This window comes from Clostridium sardiniense (assembly GCF_019753795.1).
GTDB lineage: Bacteria > Bacillota > Clostridia > Clostridiales > Clostridiaceae > Clostridium > Clostridium sardiniense.
In genome coordinates, this window is record NZ_JAIKTU010000002.1 from 185072 (window position 1) to 198945 (window position 13874).

Here is a 13874-nt window from a genome sequence, read left to right on the forward strand (position 1 = left end):
ATATTTAATATTATATACTGTTTAGATATTTTTACTAAATATAAAAGCTAAGATATTATAAATATCCTAGCTTTTAGTTAGATAATATTATTTACTTTTCACCTTAAATCTATCTTTGTTTAAAACTATTTTTATATTTAATACTGTAAGAAGTTTCTCTAAACTTTTGACTTGATTTATATACTTTAAATTATTTCTACTTACAAGTAACTCAGTCATTTTTAATATGTCTCTTTTTTCTTCTAAGTCTAATTTCCTCCTATCTTTTAATATACATCTATTAATATAAGTAAGTGTAGTCCAAATCTGTTCATCTGTAATCTTATTTATGTTCATCAATACCCATGTAAAATCCTTACGTCTATTATTTACAGGATATGCTTCCTTGAAGAAAGTTATAAAATGGTTAGTTTCTTTTGGATCCTTATTAATAACATACTTTCCAAGTTCACCCTTTAGCTTGTTTTTTAAAAACATAATAGTATTAGGCTTAACTATGCTTCCCATCTCTTCTATACTCTTATAAATAATATTATATGCTCCTTGACGCTTTTCATCAGATATGTTTTCATTTTTAAGTTCTTTTGATTTTTCAATACATTCTAATATATTCTTCTTACAGTTTAGTTCTTTATTATATATACTTTTTAATATTTCTATTCCATCTAAATTTTCAAAATCTACACCATCTTTAATTTCAATTATATTTTCATTAGTATCTATACTCATAATTTACCTACCTTATTTTATTTTCTATATTATACACTATTTCTTATCTTATTAATTCTATTTTTAAAATTTGATAACATTATGTTAACTGTTTGCGATTTCTAATCTTAAGTTATATAATTTTTATATAACATTTAATAATTTTTTATTTTATAAGGAGGATTTATGCCTAGTTTGATATTAGAGGGGGGAACATTTAGACCAATCTTTAGTGCTGGAATAATGGATGCCCTTTTAGACAATAATATTATCTTTCCATATTGTATTGGAGTTTCTGCTGGAATAACCAATGGATTTTCATATTTTTCTAATCAAAAAGGAAGAAACCTTGAAATAATGGAGCATCATAGAAACGATAAAAGATATATAAGTTTTAGGAACTTTTTAAAATGTAAAAGTCTATTTGGATTAGATTTTGTATTTGATGAAATACCAAATAAACTATATCCCTACGATACAGAAGCTCTTACAAATTATAATGGTAAAATTCTAGTTGGTGTAACCAATGCTGAAAGTGGTAAAACCGAATATTTAGACGGGAAAAAAATAGATAGTAAAAATACAATGCTTAGAGCCACTTGTGCTATTCCACTTTTCTTTCCTGCTATAAAAATAAATAATAATTCTTATTATGATGGTGGTCTTTGTGATCCAATTCCAGTAAAAAAAGCTATTGAAGATGGAAATGATAAACATCTAATTATACTAACAAGACCTAAAAGTTACAGAAAAAAACTTGGTCGTGGAAATAAATTAGCTGCAAAATTAGTTGGAAGAAAGTACTCTAATCTAAAGAATGCTTTTCTTACACGTCATGAAATGTATAATGAAACAGTTAGATTCTGTGAAGAACTAGAAAGACAAGGTAAAGCAATAATATTAAGACCTACTGAAGAACAAGCTATAGATAGTTTTGAAAAAGACGTTAAAATTTTAAAGAAAGCTTACACAAATGGTTATAACATGGCTACTGAGAGATTAGATGATATAAAGAACTTATTTGGTTAATACTTTACATAGTTATAAAATAAGAGTGAATTATACTCTACTCCCTCTTATTTTATAATTATTTGCTAAAGAATCATCATGTATATTAGATAATTCTTTAATCATAATGGTTTTATAAATAATTCTCACACATTGCTAATAAATAATAAAAAATCATTTAATAAAAATTAAGGACAGATAAATATAATAATCTGTCCTTAACTTTATTTTTTAATTGTTTCATTTTCTAATAACTCAATATATTCACCATATCCTTCGGCTTCCATATCTTCTTTTCTTATAAATTTTAATGACCCTGAATTTATACAATATCTTAATCCACCTAGCTCTTTAGGTCCATCACAAAAGACATGTCCTAAATGAGAATCAGAATTTTTACTTCTAACCTCTATTCTCTCCATATTAAAACTAATATCTCTTTTTTCTTTTATTACATCTTTAGTAATCGGCTTAGAAAAAGCTGGCCACCCGCATCCTGAATCAAATTTATCTGTAGATAAAAATAATGGTTCACCACTTGTTATATCTACATATATTCCTTCTCTAAAGTTATCCCAATAATCATTCCCAAATGGTGGCTCTGTAGCATCTTCTTGAGTTATTTTATATTGCAAATCTGATAGTTCTCTTTTTAATTGTTCTTCACTTAGTTTTTCATACTTACTCATTCTTTTACCTCTTATATTATTAATATACTTAATTATAGTCTATGACCTTATTTTAACCTATATTTATATAGTTATAACTTTATTTAATGTATTTTTTATTTCTTAATTATAAATTTTAAGAGAACTAATTTATGTATTATTAAAATAAAAAATTAAGGTATATATTAAATATCTTAATACATACCTCAAATATCTGTCTAATACTAATATATATATATATCTGAAAATTCAACTTTCATTCTATCAAGTTGAACATAATCTACATTACTGCCCATTCTAGTCATTGCACACTCACTTACTCCATGCATATTCTCTTCTATATAAGGTATACTCACTACTACTTCTGTACCAACTCCTAATATACTATAGATTTGTATATCCCCTCCATGCATTTTTGCTAGAGATTTTGCAATATAAAGTCCAATGCCACAACCTTCACTTATTTTTGTCATTCTATTATTTATCATTTTAAATCTATCAAAAATAACTTCTAAATTATCTTTTGATATTCCTACTCCATTATCTTTTATTCTAATCTCTAACATATTGTTATTGCAACATAAATAAACTTCTATTTTTCCTTTAGAAGAACTAAATTTTATAGCATTAGATAAAATATTTAAAATTATTCTCTCCATGTGTTCTTTATCAAAAAATGCTAACTTTTCTTCAATTTCTGTATCAAAAATAATTTCTATGGACTTTGTAAATCCAAAATCATTAGCTCTTTCACATATACTTTCAACAAAACCAACTATATCTGTCATAATAGGATTATATCTAAAGAATCCTTCTTCTATTTTTATGCTGTCTATTAAATTATTTATAAGTTTTATCATTCTAAAAGTATTTTTATTACAAGCATTAACATATTGTATATAATCGCTCTTATCTTCAATATTTGAGTTTTTTATCTTTAAATCTAAAAGTTGTAAAGAAGTAAATATTAAATTTATAGGAGTTTTAAATTCATGGGATATATTTGCAAAAAACTCTTCTCTTAACTTATCCAACTCACTTTGCTCTTCTTTTTTATTAGTAATATCATTTATAACAATAATTCGTCTTAAAGTATTATTGCATTCATCCTTTAACGGATGACTTCTAAACCAAGCCCATCTAACTTCATTGTCATTTCTAATTATTCTTGCAACTTCATCGAAGGGCTCATCGTAATTTATATTATTAAATAAATTCTTATCTTCAGGATGTATATTATTAGGTGCAACTAAAAATTCATCTGAATTATATAATTCATTACAGCTTACACCATAAAGCTTCTCAAAGGCATCATTAACAAATATAGTTTTATTTTTATCTTTAATAATAACAACATCATCAAGATGATTAAGAATACTAAATAGTATTCTTTCATTAGTTATCAATGTATCTTCAACAGCCTTTTTATATGATATATCTCTTGTGGCTCCTATGACACCTGAAATTTGATTGTTTTTATCAAAATATGGAACTTTAATAGTTTCTTCAATATACCTAGTTCCATCTGTTAACTCTATTTCATCTATATATACTTTTCTTGCTTTAGACTCAATAACTTCATTATCCGTGTGTCTAAACCAACTTGCTTTTTCTTTATCATAAAGTTCTAAATCTGATTTTCCTATTATATCCACCTTGTTTTTTCCAATATACTCCGAAAATTTTTTATTACAATTTGTATATCTTCCATGGATATCTTTGCAGAATATAAAATCTGGCATAGAATCAATAAATAAATCTAAAAGTTTTTTTTGCTCCTTCAATTCTTCTTCTAACCTTTTATTTTCTTTTATATATTCTTCTTTACACCATAAAATTATATGATCATCATTGATTTTTTTAACATCCATACCGTCTGTTTTAAACTCTTCATATATCATTACTATACTGATTATATCATTCCAAAAATCTTTGTTATATAATATCAGATTACTTCCCTCTTCTTCTAGTAGTTCATTGAAACTTTTATTTATTATATATTTAGCATCATAGTTCGTCTCCTCTACTACAACATTAAAGCCTTTATTATCCTTATTACTTAAAACTTTACAGTAAAAATATTTCATTGATACTGTATCTAGTATTTCCCTCCACTTATTCCCCATAAGATTCTCCTTTTTATACGATTCTTCCCCACGCTTTTAAGTATATATTTTACATATTATACTTAAATTATATTATCTGTTTTAATTTAATACAACACTTTACTACTTTTTTGTATTATGCTATATATTTTTTATAAAATTATTTAATTTTATTATTTGTTTTTATAAATATATTTCAAAACTTATAAATATATTATTAAAGCACTTCTAAAATATATTTATTATAAATTTTAGAGGTACTGAGAACTTTATTATTTATTGTATCTTTTCGTATATTATATATCAAAATATTAACATTAAAAACATATTTTTTCATTTTCTTAAATATTTTTAAGATTATTATCTATTAATGTGTAAAATTTATAAAATTGGCAAATACTATTTAGGAAATTCAACTTAAGGAGAGATTTTTATGGCTAGTACAACAGGTATTGTGAAATGGTTCAATCAAGAAAAAGGATATGGATTTATTTCATGTGATGATGGTAATGATGTTTTTATTCATTATTCAAATGTTAAAGAAGAGGGTAATAATAAAGACCTTCATGAAGGAGAGAGCGTCTCATTTGATATAACAGAAGGACAGAAAGGTCCTATGGCTATAAACGTTCAAAAAATATAAAAACAAAAGACACTACCTAATTTATGGTAGTGTCCCATAGTCAAGGTATCCGAACCTACAGATTCTTCATTGACTACACTATTATTTTAACCTTAAGTATGTCTATTATACATTTAAATTTTTATATTAGTGGTTAATATTAGTATCTATATATTTTCTTGTAATTTTTCCAAAATCACCACTTTTATTTATCATTCTTACATTATAATTGTTATAATCATCTTCAACTAATTCAACTATAATTAAATTTAGCTTTTCCTCTTTAATATATAAAACTATTCCATAAGAACATTCTATAGAAAACTCCATTTCACCTGTTTTAATAAGCTTTTCTTCACATTTATAATCATGAAAATTTTCACATGATTCTTCATAACATTCACCTGGTGCTATTCTATATTGAATTCCATCAATAAATCTAAAATATGTAACATTTTCATCACATACTCCTCCCACCATTAAAAATAGTCCATACTCTTCTTTTTTTAAAAGCTCTATTAAACCACTTTCATCTAATTCTTTTTTTATTTTATTATCTATTTTAAAATCATTTAAGTTTACTATGTCAATTAAGTCTATTAATTTTTCATCTTTAAGTGATTTATATATAAATTTAAGATCTGATTCATATCTTTTTAAAAATTTTTCTATATTTATGTCTGATAATTTCAAAATAATTTTATTCATATTTTACTCCTTTAATTAGTTTTAATTTATATATTAATTTAAAAACTTTGTTAGTATATCATAGTTTAATAATAAAATCTATAATATAAATATAAGTATATGTTTTAATTGTATACACTTTCCTTTATCATAAATTTATTCATTAATATATTTTCCACGAAAATTTTTAAACTATTGTTAATTTGGTAATAATCATAATGTTATGTTTATTTACATTTAGAGATTTATAATCTTTAAGACTGGAGGAATATGAAAAGATTTAGTTTATTTATAATTTCGTTAATCACTGTATTTTCATTTTCATGTATATTCTTTTATACTTACTTTAAAGAAAGTCCAGAGGAGGCTAATATAACAATGAATAAAGTAGATGCCATAAAAGATAAAATAACCACTATGTCATTAGATGAAAAAATAGGTCAGCTAATAATTGGTGGTTTTAATGGATATACAGTTGATTCAAATACTGAAAATTTAATAAAAGAAAATCATTTAGGTGGATTTATATTATTTCAAAGAAATGTAGAAAATTCTAATCAACTACTTAAACTTATAAATACTTTAAAGTCACTTAATAAGGGGAACATCGCACCACTTTTTATATCAGCAGATGAAGAAGGCGGAACTGTTACTAGAATGCCTAATGAAATAAAAAAGCTTCCGTCTAATTCTTATATAGGTAAAATTAATAATGAAGATTTCAGCTATAATATAGGAAAAACTTTAGGAAAAGAGCTTAATGCATTTGGAATAAATATGGATTATGCACCTGTACTTGATATTAATAGTAATCCTAATAATCCTGTAATTGGCATAAGATCTTTTGGAGATAATAAAGATATAGTTACAAGACTTGGCACTCGAACAATGGAAGGAATTAAATCTCAAAATGTTATCCCAGTAGTTAAACATTTCCCAGGACATGGAGATACTTCTGTAGATTCACATATAGGACTTCCAGTAGTAAATTGCGATTTAAAAAGGCTCAATGATTTTGAACTTGCTCCTTTTAAATCTGCAATTGATAAAGGTGCTGATGCTGTTATGGTTGCTCATATATTATTACCTAAATTAGATCCAAAATATCCTGCCACTCTTTCTTATAATATAATTACTGACCTTCTTAGAAAAGATATAGGATTTGATGGAGTAGTCATAACCGATGACATGACTATGGGTGCTATTATGGAAAATTATAACATAGGCAATGCTAGCGTTAAAGCAATTAATGCTGGTGCAGATATAGTATTAGTCTGTCATAAATATGAAAATATCCAAACAGCAATTAACTCTATAAAGAAGGCTGTCTCAGATAAAGTTATTACAGAAGATAGAATTGATGAAAGTGTATATAGAGTACTTTCATTAAAAGAAAAATATAAACTAACAGATAATAAAATCAATTCTGTTGATGTTAATGAGATTAATAAATCAATTACTGATGTATTAAATAAGAAATATTAGCTTAATACTATTTAGTAAATCATATTAAAGTATACTACTAATATATAGTAAATCATCTATCTAATAAAAAGAATATGCTTCAAAACTAAATTAAGGAACTGACTATTTTTAGACAGTTCCTTTATTCATATTATAATTCTTTTTCTGTTGGTATAGAATCAATAGCTCCATAATTAGTGCAAGTTATAGCTCCAACTTTATTTCCATAGAATATTATTTCTTTCCATTCATCAAAATTTATTTCTTTTTTGTATTCTATTTCAGATAACTTCTTAAGAACTCCACCAACAAAAGCATCTCCAGCACCTGTAGAGTCTACTTGTTTTATATTAATTGATGGAATTACTTCCATATTAACTCCATCACTTATAAGAGTTCCTTCTCCACCTAAAGTTACAGCAACAACTTTAGCTCCAAAATCGTGTAACTTCTTAACACCTTCTCTTAAATCTTCTTCAGTAGTTATTAATTTAATTTCTTCATCGCTAACTTTTATAAAATCTGATTGTTTTATAAACTTTTTGCAATCTTCAATAAATTCATCTAATTTGTCATTAGTAATTAGCATATCTCTGTAGTTTGGATCAAATGAAATAAATATATTATTTTCTTTTGCGTAATCTAATAATTTAAAGTAAGTATTTTTTAGTTCTCCATCTAAAAAACCTGTTGCTGAACCAAAATGTATAATATCACTATTACTGATTTTTTCTAAGTCTATATTATCAAATGAATATTCTCCATCACTACCTCTATGGAATTCAAAGTCTCTTTCTCCACTTTCATCAATAGCAACGAAGGCTAAAGTAGTGTATCCATCCATTTTAGTCATTTCTGTATTTATATTTATTGACTTTAACATGTCTACTAAGAATCTTCCAAATGAATCATTCCCAACTTGTCCTAAAAAGTAAGCTTCTCCACCAAGTTTACAAACTGCTGCTGAGACATTTGCTGGTGCGCCACCTGATTTTTTTTCAAAATTCACTCCACTTTTTAATCCTGTTCCAATATCTTTACCAATAAAGTCAATTAATAATTCTCCTATACAAAATACTTTATTCACAGTACTCCACCTCTCCCATCTTCCAAATATTCATTGAGTTGATATTAAGTTTACCATCATTTGATTTTACAGATATACCATAACTTAAATCTTTAGGATATAATCTAATGGATGCTACTTCCATTCCATCTTGTAGATATATTTCTACTGCTGATTCATCAACAAACATATCTATTTTTAAATTATTTTTTCCTTTTAATTTAAATTTACGAGAACTCTTATCTCCAAATAACATGTTGCTTCTATCTATAATACATATCTCTTCATTAAAATTATATTTAAAAACTGCATACTCTTCATCTGATGCCATAAATCTAATCTCTATATCTGAAGCTGTATTTTTATCTACATCTAACTTTAATTCATAACTATTAGATAGTAAATCATTATATTCTATATAATCAGTTTGTATATCAGATAAATTAAATACATTTTCTTCTCTTAAATTCTTAATCTCTTCAATTGGATTTTGATAAATTCTATTATCTTTTAAAGATAATTCTCTTGGCATAGTTAATGAATGTATCCATCCACACTCCTTACTTGGGTGTACATTTTCAGTTTCAGGTAATCCCATCCATCCTATTAGAATAGTTCTTCCCATATTATCTTTAAAAACCTGCGGTGCATAGAAATCAAAGCCCATGTCTAATTCTTTAAACTCTCCATGTTTAAATTCTAAACTTTCATAATCTAATTTTCCAATCATATATCCTGATTGATATATATTTTGATATTTAAATTCTTCAGCCTTAAGACCTTGTGGAGATACTACAAATATGTCCTTCCCATCTAGTTCAAATAAAGATGGACATTCCCACATATAGCCAAAATTATCATAATTAGTTTTAATTTCACCTTCAAGTTTCCATGTATCAAAATCCTCTGAGCTATAAAGTAATACTCTGCCTTTTAATTCTTTATTTTGTATTCCAAATATACTATAATACTTACCATTCTTCTCCCATACATATGGATCTCTAAAATGTGCCGTATATCCTTTTGGAATTTCTTTTATTATAGGACCAAGCTTTTCTATCTTCCCGCCTTTTGATAAGACCGCTCTACACTGATATGATTCTCTATTGTTATTTTCATCTTTAACATTTCCTGTATATAAAAGTTCTAAGTTTCCATCTCTTACAATGGCACTACCTGAATAACATCCATCCTTATCATACCAATCAGTAGGTGATATAGCTACTTTAGGGATACTAAACTTTTTAAAATTTTTTGTAGTTACATACCCCCAGTGCTTATATTTATGCTCGCATCCATATGGATTCCATTGAAAAAATATATAATATTCCCCATTGTAATAGCTTAATCCATTTGGATCATTAATAAGTCCAAATGGTGCCTCAAAGTGAAAATTATTTCTCCATTTATTCTTTTGTTCTTTATAATACTCTATACAATCCTTATTTATCTCACTACTGCTCCTAAATTTCACTATAATTTCACCCTCCAAAAATGTGATTGGTGAAATTACATATATCAAAATAAAATTTTATCCATCTAATCTATTCTCTTTACACTTTCTCTTACTATAAGTTCTAAAGGAACATCATCTATTTCATCTAATTTTTCTTCATCTATTAGATTTAAAATTCTATCTGCGGTCTTTTCACCAAACAGTTTATAATCAATTTTTACAGTAGTAAGTGATGGATAAGTTATTGCACCAACATCATAGCCTCCAAATCCTGCAATCGATATATCATCAGGTATTTTGATCCCTCTCTCTAAAAGAAATCTCATAAGTCCAAGTGCTATATTATCAGTTGCACAAACAACTGCTGTTGGATTATATTCCAAAACTTTATCTCCTGATTCATATGCTTTATTAAATGAGAAGTCTGTTTCAACAAAGTTTAATCTATAATCTTCTCCTTCAAATACTTCATAAAATCCTTTTTTTCTTAAAACTCCAACAGACTTATCCTTTTCACTTACTCCTAAAAACACAATCTTTTTGTGTCCTTGCTTTTTTATATATTCTCCAAGTAATCTTCCTATCTTCTCATCATCTAAAGTTATATAGTTTAAATATTCAGATTTTTGACCTGAAAACATAACAGGTATAGGTAGTTGATTTGCTATTTTTACATGTTCTTTTGCAATCTCAAAGGACATTATTATAATCCCATCTACCCCTTGCTGATATAACTTCTTTATATGACTTAATTCTTTTTCTCTATTTAATTCACTAGTTAGAATAATGCCTTGATACCCATGTTCCTCTAGCTTTTTATTTATTCCATTTAATGTTTTTCCTGCTGTAAATGAATCTATTCTAGGCATTATTATTCCTATTAATTTACTCTTTTTGGCTTTTAATCTCTTTGCAAAGAAATTTGTTTCAAAGCCTGTTTTTTCAATTGCCTCTTTTATTTTATTAACATTTTCACCACTTACATAGCCTCCATTTAAATATCTTGATACAGTGCTTTTTGATACTCCCACCATGTTAGCGATATCTTGTATTGTTACTTTCATTTTCTCCTCCTAAATAAAGGTATATTTTCCATGCTATTAGCTTTAATAATTATACCATTATTCACGAGTTTAAATACACTACTCTTGAGGCTTAAAGAAAATATATGTTAATAAAAATGCTACAACTATTCCAATTGCATTTGTTATTAAATATCCGATTAAATTTGAATTTACATATAAAAGAGTTCCAGGTAATGCTGTTATTCCCATTCCTGTTCCTGCTAATTGTATTATTGAAGCGAACATTCCAGATGCTGCTCCACCTATACATGCAAATATAAATGGTTTTATAAATCTTAAATTAACACCAAATATTGCAGCTTCAGTAATTCCTAAGAATGCTGGAATTGCTGATGAAATATATAGTGAACGTTTCTTTTTATCTCTTGTCTTAAGTCCAACTGCAAGTGCTGCTGCTCCTTGCGCTACTATTGCTCCAGTTATTACAGCATTAAATGGATTTAATCCTGTACCTGATATAAGTTCAACTTCTAATGCGTTAAATATATGATGAACTCCTGATACTACTATAACTTGATGAACTCCACCAATTATTGCACCACCAATACCAAGTGGTAAACCTAAGAACATCTTAAATAACTCTAAAATGTATACCTCACTTGTATGCATTATAGGCCCAACTACAAGTAATCCAAGTAACATTGAAACTAATAAAGTTAAAAATGGCGTTACTATTAAATCTAATACATCTGGCATAAACTTTCTAATTGTTTTCTCAAGCTTTGCAGCTATTATTCCAAGTACTAATGCTGGAAGAACTGAGCCTTGATATCCAACTATTGGAATGCTAAGTCCTAGTAATGAAATATATATTGGATCTGCTCCACCTGCTACTTGCCAAGCATTTGGAAGCTGTGGTGCTACAAGCATAAGTCCAAGTACTATACCAACTACCGGTGTACCTCCAAACTTTTTCATTGTTGACCATGCAACTAATGCTGGTAAGAATATAAATGCTGTATCAGTTAAAACCTCTGTAAGTGTATTAAATGTAGGATTTAATTCTACTCCTAAATTTACTAATAGCCCTCTAAGACCCATGAATAATCCAGTTGCTACAAGAACCGGTATTATAGGTACAAAAATATCACCTAAAGTACGAGATATTTTTTGTGGTAATGTCATATTACTATATGCATCTTCTTTAACATTTCCAGTATCAATACCTTCTCCTGACATTGCTGCATATACTTTATTTACAAAGCCTGTCCCTAAAATTATTTGATATTGTGCTGCTGCAAAAAATTGTCCCTTTACTCCATCAATATTTTCAATTGCTTTCTCATCAATTAAGCTTTTATCTTTTAATATAAGACGTAATCTTGTAGCACAGTGTTCCATAGATTTAATATTATCTTTTCCACCAATGTATTTTAAAATTTCCCTTGCAACTACTTGCTCTTTACTCATTTTCAATACCTCCTAATCGAAATCTCTTTTTGATGTTTTTATGGTACCAGTTCCATATATATTCTGTCAATTATAAAAAATATCATTATATCATAATTATATATATAATTTTATAAAATTAATTACATATAACACATTTATTAAAATTATATCTAATATAGTTGAATTTATTTTATTATTTATATATTTTTATAAAACCTTTACATAATTATTATGGTATTAGTTTCATATGTATTTTTACTAATAAAAAAGATGTACTTTTAAATAAGTACATCTTTTTTTTGTAAGTTATTATTTTTTAGGTTACTATCTTAAATCGTCTAATCCATTATTTCTTTTGCCTTATTAACAACCTTTGCTAACGGAAGAGCTATTACTATCCCTAGAACTACTTGTGCTGCATCTCCTGGAATATGCATAGTTGCATATATAATACTTCCTATAAATCCATTTGAAGCTCCCATTATAAGTCCTCCCATTATTGCATTACCTATAAAATATCCTATAATATCTACTAATCCCGCAACTATAAAAGCAACTAAGTAAGTATTAAAGTTTTTCTTCTTAGCTCTCTCTATTAATATAGCTACTGTTAATACCATAAGACCCTTTATTATAAATGTAAACGGAGCCCATATAATATATCCACCTAATATATCAACTAAAGCCATACCAATAGCTCCAGCTGCTGTTCCATATTTTTTACCTAAAAGAACTGCTGATAATAGAACCATACAATCTCCAGGTTGCATAAATCCATTTAAAGTAGGTATTCTTATAATACTTCCAGAAATAAAAACAAGCGCTATCATAAGCCCTGTTAATACAAGCATCTTTATTCTAGAATCTTCACCACTATGTACATTTTGCATATACATCTATCTCCTTATATTAATATAGATAAATGATATATCTAACATATGAATTCACTACTAAATAATTTATAAACTTCTATTAACACTTACTAGAGTATTTCTTTAAACCTTATAACTTAATAAATATTTTAAATAGTTTTATGCTTTTTATTCTTATTAGTATTAAGTTATAAATAAAATTTATTATTTATTAAAAATATCTCAAAATAAAAAGGATAGTTTTTTACACCTATCCTCAATAATCACAATAGCTTTTCTAATATTATCATATCTCTACACTGTATATTATTTTCATATATCTCTTCTTTATAATTATCTATAAAAAAGTTCTTTTTTATATCGGTTATTATAAAGCCCATATTTTTATATAATTTTATTTGGTTTATGGATGAATTACCAGTACCTATTAATATTCTAATTCCACCTAGTCTCTTTATATACTCTTCTGCTTTTATAATTAATCTTTTGGCAAAGCCTCTTCTTCTATAATCCTCATCTACAGCTAAATTCATTATCTCATATACACTATTCTCTTTTTCTAAGAATGCTATAACTCCTACTATGTAATTCTCTATTTTAGCTACTATTACTTTGGATTTGTTTATATACTTATTTATTGCATCAATTGATGGGTCTGCAACTAATAATAAATCAACTGGTACTTCTTCAGCTTTAGCATGTTCTATCTTTATATTTAACTTATCACTACACATATAACTT

General features: G+C 26.5%; 13 protein-coding genes. 3 read left to right on the forward strand and 10 right to left on the reverse strand.

Translation table 11 applies throughout. The features are described from left to right. Positions 1 to 87: 87 nt before the first annotated feature. Positions 88 to 696 (reverse strand): hypothetical protein, encoded by a 609-nt coding sequence (locus K5V21_RS02665; RefSeq protein ID WP_221859179.1) that lies wholly within the window; start codon positions 694 to 696, stop codon positions 88 to 90. Between the two features lie 198 nt (positions 697 to 894). Between K5V21_RS02665 and K5V21_RS02670 the strand changes: the two genes are divergently transcribed. Beyond that, entirely contained in the window at positions 895 to 1737 is an 843-nt protein-coding gene (locus K5V21_RS02670; protein WP_221858910.1) for a patatin-like phospholipase family protein, read from the forward strand. 203 nt (positions 1738 to 1940) lie between these two features. Here K5V21_RS02670 and msrB read toward each other — a convergent pair whose 3' ends face one another. Continuing rightward, the gene (gene msrB, locus K5V21_RS02675) at positions 1941 to 2405 is read right to left on the reverse strand and encodes a peptide-methionine (R)-S-oxide reductase MsrB (protein WP_204595357.1); all 465 of its coding nucleotides are present in this window, start codon (positions 2403 to 2405) and stop codon (positions 1941 to 1943) included. Between the two features lie 203 nt (positions 2406 to 2608). Further along, positions 2609 to 4510 (reverse strand): sensor histidine kinase, encoded by a 1902-nt coding sequence (locus K5V21_RS02680; protein ID WP_221858912.1) that lies wholly within the window; start codon positions 4508 to 4510, stop codon positions 2609 to 2611. 412 nt (positions 4511 to 4922) lie between these two features. Here K5V21_RS02680 and K5V21_RS02685 point away from each other — a divergent pair, with 412 nt between their 5' ends. Then, positions 4923 to 5132 carry a cold-shock protein gene (locus K5V21_RS02685; protein ID WP_204595355.1) on the forward strand — a complete coding sequence of 70 codons (210 nt, stop codon included), beginning with the start codon at positions 4923 to 4925 and terminating at the stop codon, positions 5130 to 5132. 126 nt (positions 5133 to 5258) lie between these two features. On the opposite strand, the gene K5V21_RS02690 is transcribed toward K5V21_RS02685, so the two are convergent. Continuing rightward, on the reverse strand, positions 5259 to 5819 hold the full coding sequence (locus tag K5V21_RS02690) for a hypothetical protein (RefSeq protein ID WP_221858914.1): 561 nt from the start codon (positions 5817 to 5819) through the stop codon (positions 5259 to 5261). 249 nt (positions 5820 to 6068) lie between these two features. Here K5V21_RS02690 and nagZ point away from each other — a divergent pair, with 249 nt between their 5' ends. Further along, positions 6069 to 7283: a beta-N-acetylhexosaminidase gene (gene nagZ / locus K5V21_RS02695; protein ID WP_221858916.1), complete on the forward strand. Its 1215-nt coding sequence runs from the start codon at positions 6069 to 6071 to the stop codon at positions 7281 to 7283. Between the two features lie 130 nt (positions 7284 to 7413). Here the strand turns inward: nagZ and K5V21_RS02700 are convergent, their stop codons facing one another. The 6 genes from K5V21_RS02700 to K5V21_RS02725 form a co-directional block, all read right to left on the reverse strand. Then, the gene (locus tag K5V21_RS02700; RefSeq protein WP_221858918.1) at positions 7414 to 8349 is read right to left on the reverse strand and encodes a carbohydrate kinase family protein; all 936 of its coding nucleotides are present in this window, start codon (positions 8347 to 8349) and stop codon (positions 7414 to 7416) included. Then, positions 8342 to 9802 (reverse strand): glycoside hydrolase family 32 protein, encoded by a 1461-nt coding sequence (locus tag K5V21_RS02705; protein ID WP_221858919.1) that lies wholly within the window; start codon positions 9800 to 9802, stop codon positions 8342 to 8344. Before K5V21_RS02705 ends, K5V21_RS02700 begins: the two co-directional genes overlap by 8 nt. Before the next feature lie 65 nt (positions 9803 to 9867). Then, positions 9868 to 10848, reverse strand: a complete 981-nt coding sequence (locus K5V21_RS02710; RefSeq protein WP_221858921.1) for a LacI family DNA-binding transcriptional regulator — start codon at positions 10846 to 10848, stop codon at positions 9868 to 9870. A 78-nt stretch (positions 10849 to 10926) separates the two neighbouring features. Beyond that, positions 10927 to 12279, reverse strand: coding sequence for a sucrose-specific PTS transporter subunit IIBC (locus K5V21_RS02715; RefSeq protein ID WP_221858923.1), 1353 nt, complete (start codon positions 12277 to 12279; stop codon positions 10927 to 10929). Between the two features lie 320 nt (positions 12280 to 12599). Beyond that, positions 12600 to 13151, reverse strand: coding sequence for an ECF transporter S component (locus tag K5V21_RS02720; protein ID WP_221858925.1), 552 nt, complete (start codon positions 13149 to 13151; stop codon positions 12600 to 12602). Between the two features lie 245 nt (positions 13152 to 13396). Then, complete coding sequence (locus tag K5V21_RS02725) at positions 13397 to 13867, reverse strand: GNAT family N-acetyltransferase (protein ID WP_221858926.1); 471 nt, start codon at positions 13865 to 13867, stop codon at positions 13397 to 13399. Between the last annotated feature and the right edge of the window lie 7 nt (positions 13868 to 13874).